22 protein-coding genes are annotated in these 25,134 nt (G+C 72.9%); 7 read left to right on the top strand and 15 right to left on the bottom strand.

Annotated elements, in window-relative coordinates:
• Positions 1 to 41: 41 nt before the first annotated feature.
• The 8 genes from ACGFYQ_RS13865 to ACGFYQ_RS13830 form a co-directional block, all read right to left on the bottom strand.
• A complete protein-coding gene (locus ACGFYQ_RS13865) occupies positions 42 to 1,277 on the bottom strand; it encodes a sensor histidine kinase (protein WP_393743402.1) in 1,236 nt (411 codons plus the stop codon).
• Positions 1,274 to 3,004, bottom strand: coding sequence for a cation acetate symporter (locus tag ACGFYQ_RS13860; protein WP_393743400.1), 1,731 nt, complete (start codon positions 3,002 to 3,004; stop codon positions 1,274 to 1,276). Before ACGFYQ_RS13860 ends, ACGFYQ_RS13865 begins: the two co-directional genes overlap by 4 nt.
• A gap of 123 nt (positions 3,005 to 3,127) precedes the next feature.
• Positions 3,128 to 3,403, bottom strand: a complete 276-nt coding sequence (locus ACGFYQ_RS13855; protein ID WP_393743398.1) for a hypothetical protein — start codon at positions 3,401 to 3,403, stop codon at positions 3,128 to 3,130.
• A 250-nt stretch (positions 3,404 to 3,653) separates the two neighbouring features.
• A complete protein-coding gene (locus tag ACGFYQ_RS13850) occupies positions 3,654 to 4,535 on the bottom strand; it encodes a LytR/AlgR family response regulator transcription factor (protein ID WP_393743396.1) in 882 nt (293 codons plus the stop codon).
• 306 nt (positions 4,536 to 4,841) lie between these two features.
• Complete coding sequence (locus tag ACGFYQ_RS13845; protein WP_393744028.1) at positions 4,842 to 5,765, bottom strand: SCO0930 family lipoprotein; 924 nt, start codon at positions 5,763 to 5,765, stop codon at positions 4,842 to 4,844.
• Positions 5,766 to 5,882: 117 nt separating this feature from the next.
• A complete protein-coding gene (locus ACGFYQ_RS13840; protein WP_393743394.1) occupies positions 5,883 to 6,905 on the bottom strand; it encodes a GDSL-type esterase/lipase family protein in 1,023 nt (340 codons plus the stop codon).
• Positions 6,902 to 7,789, bottom strand: a complete 888-nt coding sequence (locus ACGFYQ_RS13835) for an SDR family NAD(P)-dependent oxidoreductase (protein WP_393743392.1) — start codon at positions 7,787 to 7,789, stop codon at positions 6,902 to 6,904. The genes ACGFYQ_RS13840 and ACGFYQ_RS13835 overlap by 4 nt, the downstream gene beginning before the upstream one ends.
• Positions 7,786 to 8,910, bottom strand: coding sequence for an LLM class flavin-dependent oxidoreductase (locus ACGFYQ_RS13830; RefSeq protein WP_393743390.1), 1,125 nt, complete (start codon positions 8,908 to 8,910; stop codon positions 7,786 to 7,788). The genes ACGFYQ_RS13835 and ACGFYQ_RS13830 overlap by 4 nt, the downstream gene beginning before the upstream one ends.
• 305 nt (positions 8,911 to 9,215) lie before the next feature.
• Here ACGFYQ_RS13830 and ACGFYQ_RS13825 point away from each other — a divergent pair, with 305 nt between their 5' ends.
• Complete coding sequence (locus ACGFYQ_RS13825) at positions 9,216 to 10,670, top strand: amino acid transporter (RefSeq protein ID WP_393743388.1); 1,455 nt, start codon at positions 9,216 to 9,218, stop codon at positions 10,668 to 10,670.
• Between the two features lie 10 nt (positions 10,671 to 10,680).
• Complete coding sequence (locus ACGFYQ_RS13820; protein ID WP_030027017.1) at positions 10,681 to 11,136, top strand: Lrp/AsnC family transcriptional regulator; 456 nt, start codon at positions 10,681 to 10,683, stop codon at positions 11,134 to 11,136.
• A gap of 18 nt (positions 11,137 to 11,154) precedes the next feature.
• Here the strand turns inward: ACGFYQ_RS13820 and ACGFYQ_RS13815 are convergent, their stop codons facing one another.
• Together ACGFYQ_RS13815 and ACGFYQ_RS13810 are read right to left on the bottom strand one after the other, a co-directional pair.
• Entirely contained in the window at positions 11,155 to 11,454 is a 300-nt protein-coding gene (locus ACGFYQ_RS13815; RefSeq protein ID WP_393743386.1) for a WhiB family transcriptional regulator, read from the bottom strand.
• 79 nt (positions 11,455 to 11,533) lie between these two features.
• Positions 11,534 to 12,235, bottom strand: coding sequence for a GNAT family N-acetyltransferase (locus ACGFYQ_RS13810; RefSeq protein WP_393743384.1), 702 nt, complete (start codon positions 12,233 to 12,235; stop codon positions 11,534 to 11,536).
• Positions 12,236 to 12,600: 365 nt separating this feature from the next.
• On the opposite strand from ACGFYQ_RS13810, the gene ACGFYQ_RS13805 reads away from it, so the two are divergent.
• From ACGFYQ_RS13805 to ACGFYQ_RS13790, 4 genes are all read left to right on the top strand, one after another.
• Positions 12,601 to 13,014, top strand: a complete 414-nt coding sequence (locus tag ACGFYQ_RS13805; protein ID WP_393743382.1) for a hypothetical protein — start codon at positions 12,601 to 12,603, stop codon at positions 13,012 to 13,014.
• A gap of 186 nt (positions 13,015 to 13,200) precedes the next feature.
• A complete protein-coding gene (locus ACGFYQ_RS13800) occupies positions 13,201 to 14,001 on the top strand; it encodes a carbon-nitrogen hydrolase family protein (RefSeq protein WP_393743380.1) in 801 nt (266 codons plus the stop codon).
• A 52-nt stretch (positions 14,002 to 14,053) separates the two neighbouring features.
• Positions 14,054 to 15,751, top strand: coding sequence for a flavin monoamine oxidase family protein (locus ACGFYQ_RS13795; protein ID WP_393743378.1), 1,698 nt, complete (start codon positions 14,054 to 14,056; stop codon positions 15,749 to 15,751).
• Between the two features lie 200 nt (positions 15,752 to 15,951).
• Positions 15,952 to 17,145, top strand: a complete 1,194-nt coding sequence (locus ACGFYQ_RS13790) for a GDSL-type esterase/lipase family protein (RefSeq protein ID WP_393743376.1) — start codon at positions 15,952 to 15,954, stop codon at positions 17,143 to 17,145.
• On the opposite strand, the gene ACGFYQ_RS13785 is transcribed toward ACGFYQ_RS13790, so the two are convergent.
• From ACGFYQ_RS13785 to ACGFYQ_RS13775, 3 genes are all read right to left on the bottom strand, one after another.
• Positions 17,132 to 17,785 (bottom strand): DUF5995 family protein, encoded by a 654-nt coding sequence (locus ACGFYQ_RS13785; RefSeq protein WP_393743374.1) that lies wholly within the window; start codon positions 17,783 to 17,785, stop codon positions 17,132 to 17,134. The genes ACGFYQ_RS13790 and ACGFYQ_RS13785 overlap by 14 nt on opposite strands.
• Before the next feature lie 76 nt (positions 17,786 to 17,861).
• Positions 17,862 to 19,256, bottom strand: a complete 1,395-nt coding sequence (locus ACGFYQ_RS13780; protein ID WP_393744026.1) for a uracil-xanthine permease family protein — start codon at positions 19,254 to 19,256, stop codon at positions 17,862 to 17,864.
• Between the two features lie 59 nt (positions 19,257 to 19,315).
• Positions 19,316 to 20,530: an MFS transporter gene (locus ACGFYQ_RS13775; protein WP_393743372.1), complete on the bottom strand. Its 1,215-nt coding sequence runs from the start codon at positions 20,528 to 20,530 to the stop codon at positions 19,316 to 19,318.
• Between the two features lie 64 nt (positions 20,531 to 20,594).
• Between ACGFYQ_RS13775 and ACGFYQ_RS13770 the strand changes: the two genes are divergently transcribed.
• Positions 20,595 to 21,743, top strand: coding sequence for an ROK family protein (locus ACGFYQ_RS13770; protein WP_393743370.1), 1,149 nt, complete (start codon positions 20,595 to 20,597; stop codon positions 21,741 to 21,743).
• 47 nt (positions 21,744 to 21,790) lie between these two features.
• Here ACGFYQ_RS13770 and ACGFYQ_RS13765 read toward each other — a convergent pair whose 3' ends face one another.
• Both ACGFYQ_RS13765 and ACGFYQ_RS13760 read right to left on the bottom strand, forming a co-directional pair.
• Positions 21,791 to 22,540: an SDR family oxidoreductase gene (locus ACGFYQ_RS13765; RefSeq protein WP_393743368.1), complete on the bottom strand. Its 750-nt coding sequence runs from the start codon at positions 22,538 to 22,540 to the stop codon at positions 21,791 to 21,793.
• 195 nt (positions 22,541 to 22,735) lie between these two features.
• Positions 22,736 to 25,096 carry a chitinase C-terminal domain-containing protein gene (locus tag ACGFYQ_RS13760; protein ID WP_393743366.1) on the bottom strand — a complete coding sequence of 787 codons (2,361 nt, stop codon included), beginning with the start codon at positions 25,094 to 25,096 and terminating at the stop codon, positions 22,736 to 22,738.
• Positions 25,097 to 25,134: the final 38 nt, after the last annotated feature.

Here is a 25,134-nt window from a genome sequence, read left to right as displayed (position 1 = left end):
GTCACATCGCGCCGGTCGTAGGATGCCACGGGCCCCTTCCGTCAGTACCGGTGAGGTGGGTGGCCCGGCGGTGAACTGTGCACGCCTGCCCGGTACTTCGGTATCCGCACGGTGACCTTCATGCCGGCGCCGACGCCCGTCTCGATCACCGGGCCGTACGCGTCGCCGTACACCTGCCGGATCCGCTCGTCGACATTGGGCAGCCCGATGCCGGACGAAGAGCCCCGGTGCTCCCCGGCCAGGATCCGGCGCAGCAGGGCCGGATCCATCCCGACCCCGTTGTCCTCCACCGTGATCACCGCCTCCGCGCCCGCGTCCCGCGCGGTGATCGTGATCCGGCACTCCTGCGGGGAGTCCTCGAGCCCGTGCTTGACGGCGTTCTCCACCAGCGGCTGGAGGCACAGGAACGGCAGCGCCACCGGCAGCACCTCCGGCGCCACCTGCAGGGTCACCTTCAGCCGGTCCCCGAACCGGGCCCCGGCCAGCGCCAGATACTGCTCGACGGAGCGCAACTCCTCCGCGAGCGTGGTGAAATCGCCGTGCCGCCGGAAGGAGTACCGGGTGAAGTCAGCGAACTCCAGCAGCAGGTCCCGGGCCCGCTCCGGATCCGTCCGGACGAACGAGGCGATCGCGGCCAGGGAGTTGAAGATGAAATGCGGGGAGATCTGCGCCCGCAGCGCCTTGATCTCCGCTTCCATCAGCCGGGTCCGCGACCGGTCCAGCTCCGAGAGCTCCAGCTGCACGGACACCCACCGGGCGACCTCCGTCGCGGCCCGCACCAGCACCGCCGACTCCCGAGACCCGTAGGCCACCAGCGCACCCAGCACCCCGTCCTCGCCCGTGAGCGGGGCCACCACCGCCCACTTCAGCGGACAGTCGGGCCGCTGGCACTCGGTCCGCACGCTCTGGCTGCGCCCCGACTCCAGCATCACCGCCACCCGGGCCATCGCCCGCCGCTCGTGGTGGTCGGCGCCGGGGCCGTCCCAGGCCAGCACCGACTCCCGGTCCGTCAGGCACAGCGCCTCCGTGCCCAGCAGCGACCGCAGCCGCCGGGCCGCCTTGCGGGCGGCGTCCTCGGTCAGCCCGGCGCGCAGCGGGGGAGCGGCCAGCGAAGCCGTGTGCAGGGTGTGGAAGGTGGCCCGCTCCACCGGGGTCCCGAGGTCCAGGCCGGCCGCCCGCTCACCGCGCCGGGCGTGCCACCGGCCCGCCGCCCAGCCCGCGCCCGGCAGCAGGACCGCGCCCGCCACCGCCAGCACCGCGAGCACGGTCCCGGTCACCGGGCGGCCCCCGTCCGCTCCCCGGCCACGTTCTCCGGCAGGTGCAGCCGCGCCAGGGTGGCCGCCGTCCCGACCGGGATCTTCGACCGGGTGCCCAGCGACACCAGCACCATCGTCAGGAACCCCAGTGGCACCGACCACGCCGCCGGCCACGCCAGCAGCGTGTGCATCCAGCCCGCCGGGGCCAGGCCGCCCCGGGTCGCCAGCACCGCGCTCAGCGCCGCCCCGCCGCCCGTGACCAGACCGGCCACCGCACCCGGCGGGGTCAGCCGGCGCCACCAGATGCCCAGGACGAGCAGCGGACAGAACGACGAGGCGGACACCGCGAAGGCCAGCCCCACCGCGTCCGCCACCGGCACGTCCCGGGCCGCCACGCTCCCGGCCAGCGGCACCAGGATCGCCACCAGCACCGCGAAGCGGAAGCTGCGCACCCCGCGCGACGGCAGCAGGTCCTGGTGCAGCACCCCGGCCACCGCCATCGTCAGCCCCGAGGCCGTCGACAGGAACGCCGCGAAGGCGCCGCCGGCCAGCAGCGCCCCCAGCAGCTCCCCGAGCAGCCCGCCCAGCATCCGCTCGGGCAGCACCAGCACCGCCGCGTCCGCGTCGCCGGTGAGGGCGAGCTCGGGCGCGTAGATCCGGCCCAGCGCCCCGTACACCGGCGGCAGCAGGTAGAAGACCCCGACCAGCCCGAGCACGACCAGCGTGGTGCGGCGCGCGGCCCGCCCGTTGGGACTGGTGTAGAAGCGCACCGCGACGTGCGGCAGGCCCATGGTGCCGAGGAAGGTGGCCAGGATCAGCCCGTACGTCGCGTACAGCCGGTACTCCGGGCGGTCCCCGGACAGCGGTTCCGACCAGCTGGACACCCCGAGCCCGGCCTCCGCCCGGGTGTCGGGGACGGGCGTGTCCGGGGTGAACTCCAGCCGCGCGCGGGCCCGTACGGAGTGCTGCCCGGCGGCCAGGGTCACCGGGACAGCCTCGTACGTCCGCCCGTCCACCTGCCCGGTCACCGTCACCGTGAGCGGCGCCTCGACCGACAGCCGTACGTCCTCGGCCAGCGTGACGGCGGTGTGCTCGCGGAAGACGGCCGGGGCGTCGAAGGAGGCCCGCGGCGCGCCGTCCCCGGCCCACGCGGCGACCAGGAAGAACGCCGGGATCAGCAGGGCGGTGAGCTTGAGCCAGTACTGGAAGGCCTGCACGAAGGTGATGCTGCGCATCCCGCCGGCGGCCACGGCGGCGCTCACCACGACGGCGACGACCACCCCGCCCACCCAGTGCGGGGCCCCGGTCAGGATCTCCAGGGTCAGCCCCGCGCCCTGCAACTGCGGCAGCAGGTACAGCCAGCCGACCCCGATGACGAACAGCACCGCGATCCGGCGCACCGCCTGGGACTCCAGCCGGGCCTCGGCGAAGTCCGGCAGCGTGTACGCGCCCGAGCGGCGCAGCGGGGCCGCCACCAGCACGAGCAGCACCAGGTACCCGGCGGTGTAGCCCACCGGATACCAGAGCATCTCCGGCCCCTGGAGCAGCACCAGCCCGGCCACCCCGAGGAAGGACGCGGCGGAGAGGTACTCCCCGCTGATCGCCGCCGCGTTCAGGCGGGGCCCGACCGTGCGCGAGGCGACGTAGAAGTCGGACGTGGTCCGGGAGATCCGCAGACCCAGCGCGCCGACCAGGACGGTGACCAGGACGACGACGGTGACCGCGGTCAGCGCGTACGTCTGGTTCACCGGTCGGTCCTTCGCAGGGGGTAGGGGTCCCCCCAGCGAAGCGAGGGGAAGGGTGACCGGAGTCTATGCACGCCCCCTGACAGGGCAACAGGCACGATTCGGACCTGGTGGGACCCGTGCGGGTCAGATCACCGGGTCGCGGTGCTCCGCACAGTCGCGCAGGGCGATCTCCAGCTCCACGTACGACTCCTCGGCGCGGCGGAAGGCCAGCGTCAGCGCCGCCTCCGCGCGGGGCGGCACCTGGTCGCGGACGCCTTCGCCGGCCTCGTAGAGGATGTCGGCCCAGCGCGCGGCCGCGCTGCGCAGCCGGGCGAGCAGAGCCTCGGCCTCGGCGGGACCGGCGGGCCGGGTGCGGGGCAGTCCGGTCAGGGCGTCGAGCAGCGCCTGGATTTCGGACATCTCGCTCCTCCCGCGCCGGAAGATCCACGATACGCGGGGGCGGTGACCCCGGCGGGCCGTTCACCGGGGCGGTGCGGCCGACGGCCCCGGCGGATCGCCGTACGCCCCTCGGCGTGCGACGAACGGCGCCGCCGCGCCGCCGGACGGTCGCCGGCGCCCGGCCGCCGGGCGGGTCGACGGGTGGCCGACGCCCGGCCGACGGGTGGCCGACGGGCGGCCGGAAACCCCGGCTGCCCGGGCCCCTGTCCGCTCAGCCGGTCGCCTGGCGCATCAGCAGGTCCCGCAGCTCCCGCGCGTGCCTGCGGCTCACCTGGAGCTCCGCCGAGCCGACCCGGACGCTGGTGGTGCCCGCGTCCAGCCGCAGCTCGTCGATCCGGGACAGCGCCACCAGATGGCGGCGGTGGATCCGTACGAACCCGCGCGCCGCCCACCGCTCCTCCAGCGTGGACAGCGGGATCCGGACCAGATGGCTCCCCTCGTCGGTGTGCAGGCGGGCATAGTCGCCCTGCGCCTCGACGTAGGCGATGTCGGCGATCGCCACGAACCGGGTGACCCCGCCCAGTTCGACGGCGATCTGGTCCGGCGTGCGGTCGGCGACGGTGACCTCGGCCGCCGGGCGGCGCGGCACCGCCGCGGCGGGCAGGGCGGAGGCGGCCGGCGCGGCGGGTACGGGAGCGGCCGCACCGGGCGGACCGCCGGTCACGCCCGGGATCCCGGCGGCCGCGGGAACCTCCCCGGCCCGGCCCAGCTGCGCGCACGCCCGCCGCACGGCCTCGGCCAGCCGCTCCGGCCGCACGGGCTTGAGCACGTAGTCCACGGCCTTGAGGTCGAAGGCCTGTACGGCGAACCCCTCGTGGGCCGTCACGAACACGATCAGCGGCGGCCGCGCGAACCCGGCCAGCAGCCGGGCGATGTCCAGTCCGGTCAGCCCGGCCATGTGGATGTCGAGGAAGACCACGTCGATGCCGTCGGCCCCGTCCGGGCCGGCCTCCAGCGCACGGGTGATCCGGCGCAGCGCCTCGGTCGCGTCCGAGGCGCCCTCCGCGCTGCGCACCCGGGGATCGGAGCGCAGCAGGTAGAGGAGCTCCTCCAGGAGCGGCTTCTCGTCGTCGACGGCCAGTACGCGCAGCATGCGGCGCAGTCTAAGGGCTGTCCCGTAATCCCCGGTGGATCAGCGCACGGCGTCAGATGCGGTGCATCGCAAGGCGGAGGGGCACCCCCATACTGGGCGTATTCGGGCGTTCCGACAACGCAGCGAGGTGCCGTAGCTGGCGTCGTGCGCCCGCCGGGGATTACGGGACAGCCCTTAGGCAGCGTCCCGCCCGGGCGGAACGGGTCGGGCCGGGGCGGGACGGTGCGCGGCCCCCGCCCGGGGGGAGGGGGGCGGGGGCCGCGCGGTACGGAGGTGGGGGGAGGGGGAAGCGGGGGACGGGAGGGGCTACTGGACGGTGATGAGCTTTCCGTCGGGGGAGACGGCGTACCAGGTGCCGCCGACGCCCTGACCGTTGATGTCGCCCGGCTTCTTGTCACCGGAGAAGGTGTAGACGGGCCAGCAGTCGACCGTCTGCTGCTTCTTGCCGTCGGGGCGGTCCAGGACCAGGTAGTTCCGCTCGGTGATCCCCTTGGCGTTCGCCTTGTCCACCGGGGGCACGGCCGGCCACTTGGCCAGGCAGTCGCCGACGCACTTGGAGACCATCGGCCACGCCGTGTCCGGCTTGAACCGGTAGACGGTCATGCCCTTGCCGTCGACGATGTGGTCGCCCAGCTTCGGGTCCTTCGCCACGGACAGGCCCGCGCCCGCCTCGGCCGCACCGCCCGCGGCCGGAGCCGCCTTCGCGGCCTTCTTCCCGTCCGGGGCGAACGCGAACCACACCCCGCCGACGCCCTGGCCGTTGAAGTCGCCCGCCTTGGCGTCCTTGTTGAAGCGGTACGCGGGCCAGCCTGCCACCGTCAGCTGCTTGGTACCGTCGCTGCGCACCACCTCGCCCAGCAGGGCCGGGTCCATGCCCGCCGCGGCGGTGGCGTCGCCGGCCGCGACCACCGGCCAGGTCTTCGCGCAGTCCCCGTCGCAGTTCGACTTCGACGGCTTGGCGGTGTCCTTGTCGAAGCGGTAGAGGGTCAGTCCGGCGCTGTCGGTGAGCACCGAGCCGAGCTGGTCGCTGCCGGCGATCGCCAGCTGACCGGCCGGCTTGGCGCCCGATCCCCCGTCGGCCGCCGCCGGCTGGGAGGACGCCTGGGCGGAGGCGGCTCCGGCCGGCGCGGCCGTGTCGGCGGCCTTGTCGTCCGTCGGGCCGCAGGCGCTCGCCGCCAGGACGACGGCGATCGCGGCCGCGGCAAGGGTGGTTCCGCGCTTCATGCCCATCTTGATCTCTCCCACGTGTGATGTCTGCCGTGCCGTCGCCTCAGCGGCGGCAACTGTGCTCAGGACACGCCCTGGTGGGGGAAATCTGTTCAAGCCGAGCGATGTGGGCTGTTTCACTCACCCCGTGCCGAACCCGGTCCGCCGCAGAGCCGTGGCCACAGCGAGGCCGAGCACCTGGTGTCCGGTGTCGTTGGGGTGCAGTCCGTCCGCCAGATGCTCGGGACCGAGCAGGTCACGGCCCGGGAGCACGGCGAGGCGGTCGTCCCCGGCGGCGATCCGGTCCCGCGTGGCGCGCTCCATCGCGTCGCGCAGGGCGCCCAGGGTGGCGCCCAGCTTGTTCGGGGTGCGCTCGGCGTCGGGCCGCAGGACGGGCGAGACCAGCAGGAGCGGGGTCCGCGGATGCCCCTGACGGACCAGGTCGAGAAAGGCGCGCGTGGTCTCGTACAGCAGCGGGGCGGAATAGGGCACCCGGGACCAGCAGTTGGTGCCGAAGGCGAGGGTGAGGACGTCGGCGGGCAGAGCGGCGAGCTGTTCGGCGGTGGCGAGTTCCCCGCGGGCGGCGCCCGCGTAGCCGAGGTTGACGGTGTCCCAGCCCAGCGCCCGGCCGGTGACCGCGGGCCAGCCGTGGGCGGGGCGGGTGGACCACCAGCCCTCGGTGATGGAGTCGCCGTGCACGACCCAGCGCGGGGCGGGCGGCGGCGGCGCGAGGGGGCCGCCGATCCCGCGCAGGCCGAGGACCAGCGGGGACTGGGTCTCGGGCGGGTGGATGGTGAAGGGGCCCGTGCCGCCGCCCAGTTCGATCCGTACGACGGCCTCCGCGGCCGGTTCGGTGAACACCTCGGAGACCACGCCGTGCCGGTCCCACAGCGCGAAGCCGTGCGCGAGGTCGCGCAGGGCGTCGGTCGGGCCGGGCACGGTGGCCCGGTAGCGTATCTCCACCGCCCGCGCGGTCCCGGTGGTGAACTCCAGCCGGACCCCGATCGGCAGGGTGGCCCGCTCGCCGGTGTCCCAGGGCAGCCGCATGGTGTCGGCCGGGTCGGCCCGCACCGGGCGCCCCTTGTCCAGCCAGGCCACCCCGCGCAGGAAGGGCTCGGGGTCCTGCCACCGCTCGTCAGGGCTCAGTGGTCCCGCTGGTCTCACTCTTCGCCTCCGATCGTCGGATACGGGAACTTCACGCCGACCCCGCCGTCCACCACCAGCGTCTGCCCCGTCACGTACGAGGACAGCGGCGAGGCGAGGAAGTACAGGGCGGCCGCGATGTCCGCGGTCTCGGCGACCCGGCCCAGCGGAGCGTTCTCCGCGTTGCGCCGCCTCCCCTCGGTGCCGAGCAGGGCGGCGACCCGCGGGGTCCACACCACCCCCGGCGCCACCGCGTTCACCCGTACCCCGCGCGGGCCCAGTTCCACCGCCGCCGAGCGCACCAATGCCATCAGGCCGGCCTTGGCGGCCCCGTACGCGGCGTGCAGCGGGGCCGCGGTCAGCCCGGAAACGGAGGCCACGAAGACCAGCGGGCCGCCGCCGGCGGCCGCGACGGCCTCGCCGCCGTACTGGACGGCGAGCCAGGCGTGCCGCAGGACGACGTCGAAGTGCCAGTCCCAGCCGGCGTCGTCCAGTGCGGGCAGCCCGGCGTACCGGGCCATGCCGACGATGTCCACCACTGCGCCCACCGGGCCGCCGAGCAGGTCCGGCGCCTCCTCGAAGAGGGTCCGTACGGCCTCGCGGCGGGTCACGTCGGCGGTGTACGGCAGGCCCCCGGTCTCGGCGGCGACGGCCCCGGCGCGCTCGGCGTCGAGGTCCACGCACAGCACGCGGGCGCCCGCGGCGGCGAGGGCGTGGGCGGTCTGGCGCCCGATGCCGTTGCCCGCGCCGAGCAGCACGAACCGCCGGCCGTCGAGGCGGTGCAGGGCGGCGTAGTCGGGTACGGGGGACCTGTCGGGGCCATCGGTGCCGAGGCCGTCGGCGTTCTCTGCGTTCTCTGCGTTCTCTGCGTTCCCGGGGGTCCCTTCGGCGTTCCCGGAGGTCACGGGGCGGCCGTCCCGGGTTCGTAGCGGGCGAGTTCCGGAATGACTTCCTTCCCCAGGATCTCGATCGTCCGCAGGATCTCCCGGTGTTCGAGGTAGCCCCACTGCACGTAGCAGATCAGCTGGTCCACGCCGAGGTCCGCGTACCGCTTGGCCTTGGTGACGATCGTCTCCGCGTCCCCGATCAGGATCATGTCGCCCTCGCTGAACTCCCGTACCGGAACCTCCCCTTCGAGGATCGGGGTGAGCAGCGGGAAGGTCCTCTCACGCTCCTCGGGGTCCAGGTGCGGCAGTTCCCACTCCAGGGTGAACCGCGCCAGGTTGGAGTACCACCAGGCCACCGAGTCCCACACGCGGGCACCCGGCCGCGCGCCCGGCGCGGTCGCGTGGACCAGTGTGTAGGCGCTGACCCGGTTCGTCGTGACGTCGGTGAGCGGCTCGGGCGCGCGGGCGGCCGCCCGGTACGCCGCCACCTGCCGGGCCATCGCGTCCAGCGGCTGCATGATCGAGAAGGAGAGCAGCCCGAGGCCGGCCGCCCCCGCCACCTCCGCCGAGCCGGGGGAGGTGGCCGCCATCCAGGCGGGCGGGTGCGGGTCCTGGACCGGCTTGGGGGTGACCATCCGGCGCGGGAAGCGGAACCGCTCGGAGGCGTATGCGAAGTACTCCTCCCGCCACATCCCGGCCACGATCCCGAGGGCCTCGCGCCAGTCCTCCCGGGACCTCTCCCGGTCCACCCCGAAGGCCGCCTGCTCCATGGGAGTGGAGCGCCCGGTGCCCCACTCCACCCGGCCGCCGGACAGCACGTCCACGGTGGCCACCTTCTCCGCGATCCGCTGCGGCGGGGTGAAGCCGAAGGGGGTCAGGGTCACGCCGAAGCCGAGCCGGATCCGCTCGGTCAGTCCGGCGAGGTGCCCGAGCAGCACCTCCGGGGCCGGGCAGTGCGAGCGGCCCTCGCGGAAGTGGTGCTCGACCGCCCAGACCGTTCGGAAACCCATCCGGTCGGCGAGCCGTATCTGCTCGACGGCCTCCCGGTAGGCGCGCTGCTCGGCGGCCCGCTGACCGTGCGGGTGGGCGCCTCGCCAGGGTCTCGGTACGTCGATCTCGTAGAGCACGTCCAGATCCATGGCGGCACGCTGCGACACATCTGACGAAGTGTCAAGAAAGGTGTCGGAGGTCCGCTGCGCAGCGATCGATCATCCGCGCGCAACAAAGGACCATCCGGGACAGATCCGCGCAACGATCGTGCGCCAATGTGCAAGGATGGTGCATTACGGGCGCACACCTCAGCTCGTAGGCTCACTCGCTGTACGTGGAGTGGCGCGGACCGCCTGCTCGGCGGTCCCCCATGCCCAGGCTCAGGCCTGCTCTGCTCCGGACCGCTGCGGTCGACGCCTGTCAGTCCCCATCCGCAGTGAAGAAGGAGTCCTTCGTGCTCGACCACGGCCAGGCGCCACCCGTCACGACCGAGCCCCGCAGGCCCGCGCACCCCCTCCTCCGCCGCAAGCCGGTCGAGCAGCTCGTCGCCGAGGGCGGTCAGGGTGAGGGCGGCTCGCTGCGCCGCTCGCTCACCATGTGGCAGCTGACCATGATCAGCATCGGCGCGACCCTGGGCACCGGCATCTTCGTCGTCCTCGGCACCGCCGCCCCCAAGGCCGGCCCCGCCGTGACGATCTCCTTCGTCATCGCGGGCCTGACCGCGCTCTTCTCGGCCCTCTCCTACGCGGAGCTGGCCGGATCGGTCCCGGTCTCCGGTTCCTCGTACTCGTACTCCTACGCCACCATGGGCGAGCTCGTCGCCTGGGTCTGCGGCTGGTGCCTGGTCCTGGAGTACGGCGTGTCCGTCGCGGCGGTCGCGGTCGGCTGGGGCGAGTACCTCAACGAGCTGCTCGACGGCACCATAGGCGTCACCATCCCCGAGGGCGTCTCCGCGCCGCTCGGCGAGGGCGGCTTCATCAACCTGCCGGCGCTGGTCGTCGTCCTGCTCGCCATGGTCTTCCTGATGCGCGGCGCCAAGGAGAGCGCCCGGATCAACTCGATCATGGTCGGCGTCAAGATCGTCACCCTGCTGCTCTTCATCGGCATCGGCTTCATGGGCATCAAGGCCGGCAACTACGCCCCGCTGGCCCCCCTCGGCATCACCGGCATCAGCGCCGGCGCCGCCTCGCTGTTCTTCTCCTACATCGGCTTCGACGCAGCCTCCACCGCGGGTGAGGAAGCCAAGAACCCGAAGAAGGACCTGCCCCGCGCGATCATGCTCTCGCTGGGCATCGTCACCGTCCTGTACGTCCTCGTCGCCTTCGTCGCCGTCGGCGCCATGCCGTGGCAGGACTTCGAGGGCACCGAGGCCGCGCTCGCCCAGATCATGACCGACGTCTCCGGCCACAGCTTCTGGGGCGTCGTGCTGGCCGCCGGTGCTGTCGTCGCCATCGCCTCCGTCGTCTTCGCCGTGCTCTACGGGCAGACCCGCATCCTGTTCGCCATGTCCCGCGACGGCCTGGTCCCCAAGGTCTTCGCCAAGGTCGACGCGAAGACCGGCGCGCCCCGCGCCAACGTGGTCATCGTCTCCCTCTTCTGCGGCGTCCTCGCGTCCTTCATCCCCCTGGGCAAGCTGGCTGACGCCACCAGCATCGGCACGCTGTTCGCCTTCGGGCTCGTGAACGTCGCGGTCGTGGTGCTGCGGAAGACCCGCCCGGACATGCCGCGCACCTTCAAGGTGGCGCTCTTCCCCGTCACGCCGATCCTCGGTGTCGCGGCATGCGTCTACATGATGTTCAGCCTGGACACCGCCACCTGGATCGTTTTCGGTGGCTGGATGGCCGTCGGCCTCATGGTCTACTTCCTGTACGGCATTCGCCGCTCGACATTGGCCACAGCAGAGAAGTGATCCACCCGCAGTGCGACTGAACGATCTCGACGAACGCATCGTGCACGCCCTCGCCGAGGATGCCCGCCGCTCCTACGCGGACATCGGCTCCGAAGTCGGGCTCTCCGCCCCCGCCGTGAAGCGGCGCGTGGACCGGCTGCGCGCCGAAGGCGCCATCACCGGCTTCACGGTCCGCGTGGACCCCGCCGCGATGGGCTGGGAGACCGAGGGCTTCATCGAGATCTACTGTCGCCACAACACCTCGCCGGACGACATCCGGCGAGGCCTGGAGCGCTACCCCGAGGTGGTGTCCGCGTCGACCGTCACCGGCGACGCGGACGCCCTCGTCCAGATCTTCGCCTCCGACATGCGGCACTTCGAGCGGGTACTGGAACGCATCGCGGGCGAACCCTTCGTGGAACGCACCAAGTCCGTCCTGGTCCTCTCCCCCCTCCTCCGCCGCTTCACCTCGGGCGCCCCTGCCTAAGCGGTGTCCGCGGCGGCATCAGGAGCCGGCCCGCCGGGCCAGCTCCGCCGGGGCGAGGTGCGCGCGGCGCTCCTCCTCCGTCAGGCCGCCCCAGACGCCGAACGGCTCATGGGTCCGCAGCGCGTGATCGAGGCATGCGGCCCGCACCGGGCACCCCGCGCAGACCCGCTTGGCGGCGGCATCCCGCTCCTCCCGGTCCTCGCCCCGCTCGCCGGCGGGATGGAAGAACCGGCCGGATCCCAGGTCCCGGCAGGCCGCCCGGGACTGCCACTGCCAGAAGTGGTGCGCGGAGCCGGGCAGGCGTGAGACGTCGGTCATGGCAGTTCCTTTCCGTGGGTTGTCCCGCGTCTGACCGCTGGACGCCCCGCGAAACCCGCCGCGGCCAACGGCCTCCGGATCAGGCCGCCTTGGCCGGCGTACGGAGCCCCAGGAAGTCCGGCCGGCGCCGCAGGGCGAACCCCATCGACTCGTAGAGCCGCACCGCCCCCGTGTTCTCCGCGGCCGCGTGCAGGAACGGGCTGTCCCCGCGTTCGCGGACCGCCGCGGCGACCGCCCGTATCAGCCGGCCCGCCAGGCCCCGGCCCCGGTGGTCCGGGTGCGTGCACACCGCGCTGATCTCCGACCAGCCCGTCGGCCGCATCCGCTCCCCGGCCATCGCGACGAGCCGCCCCCCGTGCCGGATCCCGAGGTACGTGCCCAGCTCGACCGTCCGGTCCAGGAACGGGCCCGGCCTGGTCAGTCCGACCAGCTCCAGCATCTCCGGTACATCGCCGGGCCCCAGCGGGACCGCCTCGGGCGCGGCCTCGGCCCGTACCGCCCGGCCGTCCAGCTGCACGCCGGGAATGGCCGCCACCGTCTCCCACCCCGGCGGCGGGGTCAGCAGCCCGGTCACCCAGACCCCCTCGCCGGGTCCGGCGAGCGCCGCCAGATCCGCCCACGCGCGGGGGTCCTGCGGGTCGGCGAGCGCCGCGAACGGGCTGGCGTCCTCGGTGTAGCGGGCGGCCAGGCCCGCGGGTCCGTGCTCGGCGAAGGCGCGGTGCGGTCCGTTCAGCGCGGCCCAGACCGGGTTGTCGAGTACGGCCGGCACTTCGGGGGACATGGGTGCGGAGCTCCTTCCGTCGGTGCGGTGGCGACATCGGCCCTCACCGCCTTCTTGACGGCCCCACGCGCCGCCACGAGACTGCGGGGGACGGCCAGGACGGCCGACGCCCGCCGTGGGAAGCCTAACGACCGCGGGACGGGCGGCCGAGGACGGGACGGGGGCGGGACCGGTGGACACACGGACCCTCCGCCGCTGGTGGCTGACCCGGCGCCTGCACATCGACCTCCTGCGGGTGTGCAGCGCATTCGGCGCGCGAGGCTGAGCCACTCCGGACAGCGACGGGCGACCGGGACCGCGCGCACCGCGCCGCCCGGAACACCGCCCTGCTCAGGCCCCTTCCGCGCGCCCGCCCCAGGAGAGTCATGTCGTACACCGTCCTGCCCCGCACCGGTCCGGCCCCCGCCCTCCGCGGCCGCATCGGGACCGGTTTCTCCCCCGTCCCGCACCGCTACCACCTCTACCTCGCCGCCGGCTGTCCCCGCTCCCGGCAGGTGATCGGGGCCCTCGCCCTGCTGGGCATCGAGGACGCGGTCGGCGCCACCGTGCTCGACTCCACCGTCCTCGACTCCACCGTCCTCGGCGACGACACCGAAGCGCCCGGGCACACCGAGCTGCGCCTGGCGTACGAGGCGGCCGGCCACCACTTCGACGGCGCCCTGACCGTCCCCGCCCTCGTCGACACGTGGAGCGGCCGCGTGGTCTCCGACCACACGCCCGACATCCTCGACGACCTCCGTTTCCTGGCCGCGCACCCGGCCTTCCGCACGGGTTCCTGAGGGGGGTCCGCGGGGGCTCCCACCGGGTCCGCAGGACCCCGGCGGACCCCCGCGCAACGAATCTCCGCGCAGGTGGTGGAACACGCAACGAATCGATGCGCGCAGCGCAACGGTCACGGCTTGTCCGGGTCGAACGCGCGAACGTACCGTCTAAGGACCCCACCCCTCCTGCCACAGAGGTAGTCCATGCCCCCGCTGCGCACCGCCCTCCTCCAGAGCTCCGGACGGCTCGGCGACACCGCCGAGAACCTCAAGGCGCTCGACGAGGCCGCGGCGCGCGCCGCACAGGGCGGGGCCGGACTCCTCGTGACGTCGGAGATGTTCCTGACCGGCTACGCCCTCGAGGTCGAGGACATCGCCGGTCTCGCCGAGCCGGCCGACGGCGAGTCCGCCCACGTCATCGGCGGCATCGCCCGCCGCCACGGCATCGCCGTCCTGTACGGCTACCCCGAGCGGGACGGCGACACCGTCTACAACGCGGCGCAGCTCGTCGGCCCGGACGGCGTCCGGCTCGCGAACTACCGCAAGACCCACCTCTTCGGCTGCTTCGAGCAGGAGGCCTTCACCCCCGGCGACACCCCCGTCGTCCAGGCGGACCTGAACGGCCTCCGCATCGGCATCATGATCTGCTACGACGTGGAGTTCCCCGAGAACGTCCGGGCGCACGCGCTCGCCGGCACCGACTTCCTCCTGGTGCCGACCGCGCAGATGCACCCGTTCCAGTTCGTGGCCGAACAGCTCGTCCCCGTACGGGCCTTCGAGAACCAGATGTACATCGCGTACGTCAACCGCACCGGCCCGGAAGGCGAGTTCGAGTTCGTCGGACTCAGCTGCCTGGCGAGCCCCGACGGGGTCACCCGCACCCGGGCCGGCCGCGGCGAGGAGCTGGTGTTCGGCGAGGCCGATCCCGAGCTGCTGGCCGCCTCGCGCGAGAACAATCCGTACCTGCGCGACCGGCGCCCCGGGCTCTACGCCTCCCTCGTCTAAGACCTCCCTCTTCCCCCAGTCCCGCCGCAAGGCCGCAAGGAGACGTAGCCCCATGACGTCCACGGTGCCCACCACCGCCGTCCCGCACAGCGACGGACAGCCGCCGATCACCATGTTCGGCCCGGACTTCCCGTACGCGTACGACGATTTCCTCGCCCACCCGGCGGGCCTGGGCCAGATACCGGCGACCGAGCACGGCACCGAGGTCGCCGTCATCGGCGGTGGTCTGTCCGGCATCATCTCGGCCTACGAGCTGATGAAGATGGGCCTCAAGCCCGTCGTCTACGAGGCCGACCAGATCGGCGGCCGGCTGCGCACCGTCGGCTTCGAGGGCGCCGGCACCGAGGAGCTGACCGCGGAGATGGGCGCCATGCGCTTCCCGCCGTCCTCCACCGCCCTCCAGCACTACATCGACCTCGTCGGCCTGGTCACGGAGCCCTTCCCGAACCCGCTCGCCGAGGCGACCCCCTCGACGGTCGTCGACCTCAAGGGCGAGACCCACTACGCCGAGACCATCGCCGACCTCCCGCAGGTCTACCGCGACGTGTCGGCCGCGTGGAACGCCTGCCTGGACGAGGGCGCCGACTTCTCCGACATGAACACCGCGATGCGCGAGCGGGACGTCCCGCGCATCCGTGAGATCTGGGCGAAGCTCGTCGAGAAGCTCGACGACGAGACCTTCTACGGCTTCCTCTGCAAGTCCGAGGCCTTCCAGTCCTTCCGCAAGCGCGAGATCTTCGGCCAGGTCGGCTTCGGCACGGGCGGCTGGGACACCGACTTCCCGAACTCCATCCTGGAGATCCTGCGCGTCGTCTACACCGAGGCCGACGACCACCACCGCGGCATCGTGGGCGGCTCGCAGCAGCTCCCGCTGCGCCTGTGGGAGCGCGAGCCCGAGAAGATCATCCACTGGGCCCAGGGCACCTCGCTGTCCTCCCTGCACGAGGGAACCCCGCGCCCGGCGGTGACCCGCCTGCACCGTACGGCGGGCAACCGCATCACGGTCACCGACGCGTCCGGCGACATCCGCACGTACCGCGCCGCGATCTTCACCGCGCAGTCCTGGATGCTCCTCTCCAAGATCGCGTGCGACGACACGCTGTTCCCGATCGACCACTGGACGGCGATCGAGCGCACCCACTACATGGAGAGCTCGAAGCTGTTCATCCCCGTCGACCGGCCGTTCTGGCTGGACAAGGACGAGGAGACCGGCCGCGACGTCATGTCGATGACGCTCACCGACCGGATGACCCGCGGCACGTACCTGCTGGACAACGGCCCGGACAAGCCCGCCGTCATCTGCCTCTCGTACACCTGGTGCGACGACAGCCTGAAGTGGCTGCCGCTGTCCGCGAACGAGCGGATGGAGGTCATGCTGAAGTCCCTCGGCGAGATCTACCCGAAGGTCGACATCCGCCGCCACATCATCGGCAACCCGGTGACCGTGTCCTGGGAGAACGAGCCCTACTTCATGGGCGCGTTCAAGGCCAACCTCCCGGGCCACTACCGCTACCAGCGCCGTCTGTTCACCCACTTCATGCAGGACCGCCTCCCCGAGGACAAGCGCGGCATCTTCCTCGCGGGCGACGACATCTCGTGGACGGCCGGCTGGGCCGAGGGCGCCGTCCAGACCGCCCTGAACGCGGTCTGGGGCGTCATGCACCACCTGGGCGGCTCGACCGACTCCACCAACCCGGGCCCGGGCGACGTCTACGACGACATCGCCCCGGTCGAACTCCCGGAGGACTGACCTCCCGGAGGACCGGCCTCCCCCCCGAGTCCGTCGGTGCCACCCCCACCCGGACCCCGTGACCACGGGCCGCCCCCGCGCGAACATCGCGGCGGCGGCCCGTTCTCATGCCCCGGCTCGTCTCCCGCTGACACCGCGCGTGGCCGCCCACACGCGCTAAAGCGGGTGCGGGGCGCGCCCGGGATTGGCAGGGTGGGGGCATGAACGCCCCGTCCGACCAGGCCCGAACCGCCCACTGGATCACCACGGCCGTCGAGGCGCGCCTGCTGCGCGGTGCCCTCGACGTGGAACGCACGGCGCACGGCGTGCTCCCGCACCGGCTGCCCGCCCGCGCGCGCGAGCAGTTCCCCGACGCGGAACTGGCCACGGTCGAGGCCCAGCCCTCCGGGGTACGGCTGGCCTTCCGGACCCGGGCCACCGCCGTCGAGCTGGACGCGCTCCCCACGAAGACGGTCTACCAGGGCGTCCCGTCCCGCCCGGACGGCGTGTACGAGCTGCTCGTCGACGGCCGCCCGGCCGGCCGGGGCAGCGTGCCGGGCGGCAACGTCCGCGTCGTCGACATGGCCACCGGGTCGGCGGTCCTCCGCCCCGGTCCGCCCGGCACCGTCCGGTTCACCGGGCTCCCCGACGGGATGAAGGACGTCGAGATCTGGCTGCCGCATACGGAGGTCACCGAGCTCATCGCCCTGCGCACCGACGCCCCGGTCGAGGACCTCCCGGACCGCGGCCGCAAGGTCTGGCTGCACCACGGCAGTTCCATCAGCCACGGCTCCTTCGCCGCCGACCCGACCGGCACCTGGCCGGCGCTCGCGGCAGCCCTGGGCGGCGTGGAGCTGGTCAACCTGGGCTTCGGCGGCAACGCCCTGCTCGACCCGTTCACGGCGCGCGCCGTCCGGGACACTCCCGCGGACCTGATCAGCCTCAAGATCGGCATCAATCTCGTCAACCGCGACCTGATGCGCCTGCGTGCCTTCGTCCCGGCCGTCCACGGATTCCTCGACACCGTCCGCGAGGGGCACCCGAACACCCCGCTGCTGGTCGTCTCTCCCGTCCTGTGCCCCATCCACGAGGACACCCCGGGCCCCACCGCGCCGGACTTCGAGGGCGGGGAGCTGCGCTTCAAGGCCCTCGGCGACCCCGCGGACCGGGTCACCGGGCGGCTGACGCTCGGTGTCGTCCGGGACGCGCTCGCCCGCATCACCGCGCAGCGGGCGGCGGACGACCCGAACCTGCACCACCTCGACGGCCGCGCCCTCTACGGCGAAGAGGACTTCGCCGAACTGCCGCTGCCCGACCGGCTCCACCCGGACCCGGCCGGCCACCGCCGCATCGGCGAGCGCTTCGCGGAGCTCGCCTTCGGCGACCGCGGTCCGTTCGCCGTCACAGGCGGCTGAGCCGGCCCGGGGTCAGCAGGCAGCGGCCGACCAGGCCGACGCCCGCGTCGAGCGACTCCCGGAACTCCTCGGCCAGGTCGGGGGAGCGGCGCAGCGTCCACAGCAGCCGGGCCGCCGCCCAGGCGCCCGCGCGGGCGCGCTCCAGGCTCCACGAGCCCACCAGGTGGGTCAGCGGATCGGCGATCTCCAGGAGGTCCGGGCCCGGCATCAGCTCCTCCCGGATGTGCTCCTCCAGGGCGACCAGGGTGTCGCCGACCCGGTCGAAATCGCCTTCGAGGGCGGCCGGTTCGCAGTCCAGGGAGCGGCAGGTGGACACCACCGCCACCGCCAGGTCATGGCCGATGTGCGCGTTGATCCCGGCCAGCGCGTGCTGGAGCGGCCGGATCCCGGGGTGGCGCCGGTACTGGAGCAGGGGCCGCCAGCAGGCCGGAGCCCGGTCCGCCTCCACCGCCGCCAGGTACCGCTCCGCGAACCGCACGCTGAGGGTCTGGGCCCGCCGCGGCGCCGGGAAGCCGCCGTGTTCGATCCGCCGGTGCAGGGTCTCCGTCACTGTCAGGTAGACCCGGTTGAAGACGGCGACACCGTCCTGCGGCGGCAGCCGTTCGTCCAGGGCGCGCATCCGCGCCAGCACCGCTTCCATGGGAGGCAGAGTCGCAGGCGCCGCGCCGGATCCGGGGAACTTGGCCGTACGCTTCGCCGGTTCGGGCGAAACCCCGTCAACGCGGCGTGTCCGGGCCGTCCTGATCATCGTAGGTGGAGGTGCCCTCGTCGAGCAGGGGCTCCTGCTCCTTCATGTGCGCAGGGGCGAAGTACCGCAGGGTGTGGTAGCCGGTGATCACCACGATCGTGCCCAGCGCGATGCCGCCGAGCTCGAAGCTGTCGGTGATCTGCAGCTCGACCCCGCCGATGCCGATGATGATGCCCGCCGCGGCCGGCACCAGGTTCAGGGGGTTGCGCAGATCCACCCGGCCGTTGATCCAGATCTGGGCGCCGAGCAGACCGATCATGCCGTACAGGATGACGGTGATGCCGCCCAGCACCCCGCCCGGGATCGCGGCGACGATCGCCCCGAACTTGGGGCACAGGCCGAAGAGCAGAGCGAAGCCGGCCGCCGCCCAGTACGCCGCCGTGGAGTAGACCCGGGTGGCGGCCATGACGCCGATGTTCTCGGAGTACGTCGTGTTCGGCGGCCCGCCGACCGCCGTGGACAGCATGGACGCGGCGCCGTCGGCCGCGATGGCGGTGCCGAGCTTGTCGTCCAGCGGGTCGCCGGTCATCTCGCCGACGGCCTTGATGTGACCGGCGTTCTCGGCGATCAGCGCGATCACAACGGGCAGGGCGATCAGGATCGCCGACCATTCGAACTGCGGCGCGTGGAAGGTCGGCAGCCCGATCCAGTCGGCCTTGCCGACCCCGGAGAGGTCGAGGCGCCAGTGGTCCACGGCCTCGGCCCCGCCCACCGTGGAGTGGATCTTGCCGAAGATCCGGTCGAGGATCCAGGAGAGCCCGTACCCGAAGACCAGGCCCAGGAAGATCGCGATCCGCGACCAGAAACCGCGCAGACAGACCACGGCCAGACCCGTGAACAGCATCACCAGCAGCGCCGTCCACTGGTCCTGCGGCCAGTACGTCGAAGCCGTCACCGGCGCCAGGTTGAAGCCGATCAGCATCACGACCGCGCCCGTCACCACCGGCGGCATCGCCACGTGGATGATCCGGGCGCCGAACCACTGCACGGCGAGCCCGGCCAGGAACAGCGCCACGCCGACGACGAAGACGGCGCCGGTGACGACCGCGCTGTCCCCGCCGGAGGCCCGGATCGCCGCCGCGACACCGACGAAGGACAGCGAACAGCCCAGATAGGACGGGACCCGGCCGCGCGTCGCGAGGAGGAAGATCACCGTCGCGACACCGGACATCATGATGGCCAGGTTCGGGTCCAGGCCCATCAGCACCGGCGCGACGAAACTCGCGCCGAACATGGCGACGACGTGCTGGGCGCCGAGCCCCGCGGTCCGCGGCCACGAAAGCCGCTCGTCCGGCCGTACCACCGCGCCGGGGGCGGGGGTCCGCCCGTCACCGTGCAGGGTCCAGCGCACGCCGAGGCCCATGTCCACCACTTCCGTTCCGCCGCTGATCAAGCATCAAGGCCGCGAGGGCCCCGGACATATTACGGGCGGATACCGGCGGTTTCGTCCCGATCGGCCGCGGAGGCCCCGGGCGCGGCCGGCTTCTGCCGCAGTACGGCGGCCCCCACGACCAGCGCGAAGGCCAGCAGGGTGACCAGACCGAAGGAGACCACGAGCGAGGTCGCGTCCGCCACCGCACCGATCGCCGACGGGGCGATCAGTCCCGATGTGTACGTGATCGTCGCGACGCCCGCGATGGCCTGCGCCGGGGCCGGACCGCTGCGCGCCGCCGCCGCGAAGGCCAGCGGCACCACCACCGCGATGCCGAGCCCGATCAGTCCGAAGCCGGCCAGGGCCGCCCCGGGATGGCGGACCGTCACGACGAGCAGCCCGCCGACGGTGGCCAGCACGCCGCCGGCCCGCACGGTGCGCACCGCCCCGAACCGGTCCACCACCCGGTCCCCGGCGAGCCGGGCGACGGCCATGGTGAGCGCGAAGGCGGTGGTGGAGGCCGCCGCGAGGCCGGCGTCCGTGTGCAGGACGTCCCGCAGGTAGACCGCCGACCAGTCCAGACTCGCGCCCTCCGCGAAGACCGCGCAGAAGCCGATGGCCCCGATGAGCAGCGCGGACCTCGGCGGCAGCGCGAAGTGCGGCGGCGCCTGCGCCTCCTGGTCGCTCCTCAGGTCCAGCACCCCGCGTACGGCGACCAGCCCGGCCGCGGTGAGGGCCAGCGCGGCGATCAGGTGGTGCAGCCGGGCGTCGGCCCCCGCGTGCGCGGCGACCGTACCGGCGGCCGAACCGAGCAGCGCGCCCGTGCTCCACATGCCGTGCAGCGAGGACATGATCGAGCGGCCCAGCCGGTTCTCGGTCTCCACGCCCAGCGCGTTCATCGCCACGTCCGACATGCCGGAGGTGGCTCCGTACACGAAGAGCGCGAAGCAGAGGGTGGGCAGGTTCGGGGCCAGGCTCGGGAGGATCAGGGACAAGGTCCACAGCGCCAGCAGCGCGCGCAGTGCGGCCCGGGCACCGAAACGGTGGTTGATCCGCCCCGCCAGCGGCATCGCGAGCGCCGCGCCCAGGGCGGGGAAGGCGAGGGCCAGGCCCAGGGTGCCCGCGCTGAGCTGGGCGTGGTCCTGGATCCAGGGGATACGGGTGGCGAAGGAGCCGGTGACGGCGCCATGGGCGCAGAAGACGGCGGCGATCGCGAAACGGGCATGGCGCAGGCGCGCCGGGCTGAGGTCGGGTTCCCCGGTCATGAGCACTAAACTATCAGGGACCCTACCTGATAGTTAATGGCTTCGACTCCCTAGGATGGGCACCGTGACCCCAGCCCTCACTCCGGTACCGTCCCCCGCCTCACCGAGCACGGCGCGCGCCATCAACGACCGCCTGGCCCTGCAACTCCTCCAGGAGGCCGGACCGCTGACGGCCACCCAGCTCAAGACCATGACCGGCCTCTCCCGCCCGTCGGTCGCCGACCTCGTGGACCGGCTCACCGAAGCCGGGCTGATCGAAGTCGTCGGGGAGTCCGGCGAACAGCGCCGCGGCCCCAACGCCAAGCTGTACGGAATCGTCGCCCGCCGCGCCCACCTCGCCGCCCTTGACGTGCGGACGGACAGCGTCACCGCCGTGGTCACCGACCTCCTCGGCCAGCCCCTGGCCGAGGCCGCCCTGCCCGTCGGCGCCCCCGAGGACGCGGTCGCGGCCCTGCTGCGCACCGCCCGGGAGGCCGGGGCCGGCGCACTGCACACCGTCGTCATCGGCGCCCCCGGCCTGGTCGCCCCCGCCACCGGCGAACTCCGCGACACCAACGGCCTGCCGGCCTGGCACCGGGACCTGGTGGCGGCGCTGCAGCGGAGCCTGACCGCCGTGGTGGCCGTCGAGAACGAGACCAACCTGGCCGCCCTCGCCGAACAGCGCCTGGGCGTGGCCCGCGACCTGGACTCCTTCGTGCTCCTGTGGCTCGGCGCCGGAGTGGGCGCCGCCGTCGTCCTGGACGGGCGGCTGCGCCGGGGCGCCTCCGGCGGGGCGGGCGAGATCGGCTTCCTCCCCGTCCCCGGCACCGGCGGCCTGCCCTCGGCCACCGACTGCGGGGGCGGGTTCCACGCCCTGGCGGGCCGGGACGCCGTGACGGCGCTGGCGCGCGAGCACGGCTTCGCGGGTCCGGGGGAGGAAGCCGTGGCAGGAGCCGCGGGGGAGGCCTTCCTCGAAGCCCTGGCCGAACGCCTGGCGCTGGGCGCGGCGGCGGTCGCCGCGGTCCTGGACCCGGGATGCGTGGTCCTGGCGGGCGAACTGGGCCTCGCTGGCGGCCCCGGCCTCGCGGCCCGGGTGGCCCACCGGCTGACCACGCTGACCCCGGTCCCCACCGAGGTCCGGGCCACCACCCTGGGCGGCCCGGCGGTGCTGGCGGGGGCACGGCTGGCCGCGCGCGAGGCGGCGCAGGAGGTGCTGTTCGGGGGATCCGGCTGACGGGTCCGGCTGACGGCTCCTCAGCGCCCTGCGGCCTGGGGGGTGTCCTACCGCTCCCGCGCGGCCAGGAACTCCGCGAACGTGACCCGGCCCGCCGCGTGGGAGGGCGTCAGGTTGCCGCCGCGGCGGAAGCCCGCGTACGCCTTGCCCCACAGCGGCAGCGGGACCACCCGGCGGCGGCGTCCCGTCGCCGAGAGGTAGGCGCGGCCCAGCTCCGGCAGGGTGCGGATCTCGGGGCCGCCCATGTCCGGGACGCGGCCCGACGGGGCCGGGACGGCCAGTTCCGCCAGGCGGTCCGCCACCTCCGTGGCGGCGATCGGCTGCACCCGGACCCCGTTCGGCAGCGGCATGACCGGCAGCTTCGCCGCCATGGCCACCACCTGTTCCACCAGGTCGTGGAACTGGGTCGTGCGCAGGATCGTCACGCCCAGCCCGGACTCCTCCAGCAGCCGCTCGACCTTCAGCTTCATCTCGTAGTAGCCGAAGGGGACCACGTCCACGCCGACGATCGAGATGTAGACGATGTTCGTGATGGTCCCCGCCCGCCGGGCCGCCTCGATCAGGTGCCCGGCGGCCACGTCGTCGCCCTTGCCCTGGGCCCGCGTGTTGCTCGCGCAGTGCACGACGACCTCCGCGCCCGTCATGGCCGCGGCCAGCCCGCTGCCGTCCCGCAGGTCGACCGGGTGGTCCGGGGAGTGCCGGCTCAGCACGCGGACCTCGTGGCCGGCGTCCCGGAGCCGGGTGACGACGAGCGAGCCGAGGGTGCCGGTGCCTCCGGTGACGAGGATGGTGCTCATGGGGTCCTGCCCTTCGCTGGAAACGTTGCCTTCACCAGCAGAGACCGGACAGCCCTCGGAAACGTGACAGCTGCCGCTGGAGGAATCCAGCTTCGCCGGACCGGCCACCGTCCGCATGCCGAAGGCCACGCGTGAGGACCCGGTGGCCGCCGGGCCACCGGGTCCTCACGTCCTCACCTCACCCGTCGGGTGTCATCAGCAGGCGCCCTGGTCCTTCCAGACGCCCCACTCGCCCGTGGTGCCGGGCTCCTCGTTCTGCGTCCACCACTGTGCTTTCCAGGTGTGGCCCTTGTGGGAGACGAGGTTGCCACTGTTGTAGATCTGACCTGCCACGTACGCCGGGCTGGTGCACGTGCCGCCCGTCGGGGGCGTGGTGGTCGGGGGCGGCGTGGTCGGCGGAGCCGTGGTGGGCGGGGGAGTGGTCGGCGGCGTGGTGCTGCCCGGCTGCACCACCGTGACGCCGCGCGCCAGGTCCCCGGCGAGCGCGTACGTCGTGCCGGAGACGGTCACCGTCCAGTTGGAGGGCGTGGAGACCGGCAGGTAGTAGTTGAACGCCAGGTCGACCGAGGTGCCCGGGGCCAGCGTCTGCCAGGCCGGGAGCTTCAGCGACACCCGGTGGAAGTCGCCTTTCAGACCGCCGGCGTTGCTGCCGGTGTGGCCGCTGCTGATCACCGTCGTACCGAAGCCGGACTGGTCGGAGGCGTTGTTCGGGGCCGAGGTCGCGTAGTCGAACCGGAACTCGGTGCCACCCGGCAGCGTCGTCTGCGTGTTGTTGGTGATCTTGATCTTCGGGGTGATCGGGTAGTTGGAGTCGCCCAGCTTGAACTCGGTGAACTCCGTCTTGATGTCCACGGCCTGCGTCGGCAGCGCGGTGTTGGACTTCTTCGCGCCGTACGGGGCGGCCGCCTTGAACTTGTCGTACATCAGCGAGGTGAGCGTGGAGCCCGTCTCGTACTGGCCCTTCGCGGCGTTCCAGGCGTAGTCGCCGGCCATCTCCCAGACCATGGTGCCGCCGATGCCGCGGTCCACCACGTAGTCGGCCTTGGCCGCCACCGACTGCTCGTCCTCGGTGGACAGGAAGACCTTCTTCTGCGCGTTCCACAGCCACGGCGCGACCAGCGTCGCGTCGTACTTGCGGGCGTAGGTGCCGGTCAGCGTGGTGTTCGCGGGGAAGCCGTACGAGGTGACGTAGTCGCCGACGATCCCCTTCTCCAGGTTCTTCGCGTGCCACATCGGGTTGGAACCGGCCGGCGCCTCGACGCCGTTGGTGTCCTTGTCGTGCCACAGGTTGTCGATGCCGACCGCGCCGTCACCGCACTTGGTCAGGCCCGCGCCCGCCGGGCACGTGGTCGCCGGAGCCTTGCCCCACAGGCCGTCGGTGCCGCCCTGCACGTTCTTGTGGCCGCGGGTGTAGTACGGCAGACCGATGTTGATGCGGCCGGCCGGCATGGAGCCGCGGAAGTAGTGGTACGCCCAGTCGGTGTTGAGGTAGCCGATGCCGCCGTACTGGGAGCTGCCGTAGACGTTCGCCGCGGCCAGCTCGGCGTCCTTGCCGTCGTCGAAGAGCGAGGCGTTCGGTCCGACGAACTCGTTCCAGGCCCCGTGCAGGTCGTAGGACATGATGTTGACGTAGTCCAGATACTTCTGCATCTGGAAGGTCTCCATGCCGCGCAGCAGGTAGCCGGAGGAGGGCGCGGCGACGGTGAGCAGGTAGTGCTTGCCGTCGGCGGCGCCGGCCCGGTCGAGCTTCTCGCGCAGGCTCTTCATCAGGGCGTCGTAGCCCTTGACGAGGCCGGCCCGGCGGGCGTTGGAGAGCTGCCAGTCCAGCGGGTTGCCCGCGTCCTTCATGGTCGTCGGGTACTCGTAGTCGATGTCGACGCCGTTGAACCCGTACGTGCGGATGAACTCGACCGAGGAGTCCGCGAACGTGTCGATGCCGGCCTGGTTGACCGAGCCGTCGGCGTTGGTGGCCATCGAGTAGAAGCCGCCGGAGGCCACGCGGTTGCCGTCGTCCCCGAAGTAGCCTCCGGTCTCGGCCCAGCCGCCGACCGAGATCAGCGTCTTGACGTTCGGGTACTGCTTCTTGAACTTCGTCAGCTGGTTGAAGTGGCCCTTGTACGGGAGGGCCGGGTCCATCTCGGCACCCGCGACGCCCGGCCAGGTCATTCCGGTGGCGGCGTTGTTCGCGTTGTCCGCGCCGACCGAGATCTTGTTGTCGCCGCCCACGTGCGCGAAGGCGTAGTTCAGGTGGGTGACCTTGGACCACGGGATGTTGTTGGCGAGGTAGGCGGGGGTGCCGTCCTTGCCGGTGCGCCAGCCGGTGAAGTATCCGATGACGCGGCGCTGGTGGTCGGCGCCCATCTTCTCGCGGCCTTCGGTGTCGTACACCGAGCAGTACGGGACGTCGACACCGGCCGTCTTGTACAGCCCGTCGGGGCGACAGCTCTCGTTGTCGGCGGCGTGCGAGACGCCCGTCGAGAGCCCGGCCACCAGCAGTCCGGCGATTGCGGCGCCGGATGCCAGGAGCATCGCTCTCGTACGTGTGGGGGACAGCATGGTGCCTCCTGGGGAGGGGAGGATGGCGTGACACAACA

It is taken from the genome of Streptomyces sp. NPDC048258 (assembly GCF_043201995.1).
In the GTDB taxonomy this organism is placed as follows: domain Bacteria; phylum Actinomycetota; class Actinomycetes; order Streptomycetales; family Streptomycetaceae; genus Streptomyces.
Note: the sequence above shows the minus strand (reverse complement) of the source record. Positions and strands in the feature narration are given on the sequence as shown.

What these genes read in the sequence shown, in the direction of transcription:
- ACGFYQ_RS13855 (WP_393743398.1), bottom strand. Translation starts at nt 3,403, where the DNA reads ATGTCCGAAATCCAGGCGCTGCTCGACGCCCTGACCGGACTGCCCCGC.
- ACGFYQ_RS13850 (WP_393743396.1), bottom strand. Translation starts at nt 4,535, where the DNA reads ATGCTGCGCGTACTGGCCGTCGACGACGAGAAGCCGCTCCTGGAGGAG.
- ACGFYQ_RS13845 (WP_393744028.1), bottom strand. Translation starts at nt 5,765, where the DNA reads ATGGGCATGAAGCGCGGAACCACCCTTGCCGCGGCCGCGATCGCCGTC.
- ACGFYQ_RS13830 (WP_393743390.1), bottom strand. Translation starts at nt 8,910, where the DNA reads ATGGATCTGGACGTGCTCTACGAGATCGACGTACCGAGACCCTGGCGA.
- ACGFYQ_RS13815 (WP_393743386.1), bottom strand. Translation starts at nt 11,454, where the DNA reads ATGACCGACGTCTCACGCCTGCCCGGCTCCGCGCACCACTTCTGGCAG.
- ACGFYQ_RS13810 (WP_393743384.1), bottom strand. Translation starts at nt 12,235, where the DNA reads ATGTCCCCCGAAGTGCCGGCCGTACTCGACAACCCGGTCTGGGCCGCG.
- ACGFYQ_RS13805 (WP_393743382.1), top strand. Translation starts at nt 12,601, where the DNA reads ATGTCGTACACCGTCCTGCCCCGCACCGGTCCGGCCCCCGCCCTCCGC.
- ACGFYQ_RS13800 (WP_393743380.1), top strand. Translation starts at nt 13,201, where the DNA reads ATGCCCCCGCTGCGCACCGCCCTCCTCCAGAGCTCCGGACGGCTCGGC.
- ACGFYQ_RS13795 (WP_393743378.1), top strand. Translation starts at nt 14,054, where the DNA reads ATGACGTCCACGGTGCCCACCACCGCCGTCCCGCACAGCGACGGACAG.
- ACGFYQ_RS13790 (WP_393743376.1), top strand. Translation starts at nt 15,952, where the DNA reads ATGAACGCCCCGTCCGACCAGGCCCGAACCGCCCACTGGATCACCACG.
- ACGFYQ_RS13785 (WP_393743374.1), bottom strand. Translation starts at nt 17,785, where the DNA reads ATGGAAGCGGTGCTGGCGCGGATGCGCGCCCTGGACGAACGGCTGCCG.
- ACGFYQ_RS13780 (WP_393744026.1), bottom strand. Translation starts at nt 19,256, where the DNA reads ATGGGCCTCGGCGTGCGCTGGACCCTGCACGGTGACGGGCGGACCCCC.
- ACGFYQ_RS13775 (WP_393743372.1), bottom strand. Translation starts at nt 20,530, where the DNA reads ATGACCGGGGAACCCGACCTCAGCCCGGCGCGCCTGCGCCATGCCCGT.
- ACGFYQ_RS13765 (WP_393743368.1), bottom strand. Translation starts at nt 22,540, where the DNA reads ATGAGCACCATCCTCGTCACCGGAGGCACCGGCACCCTCGGCTCGCTC.
- ACGFYQ_RS13760 (WP_393743366.1), bottom strand. Translation starts at nt 25,096, where the DNA reads ATGCTGTCCCCCACACGTACGAGAGCGATGCTCCTGGCATCCGGCGCC.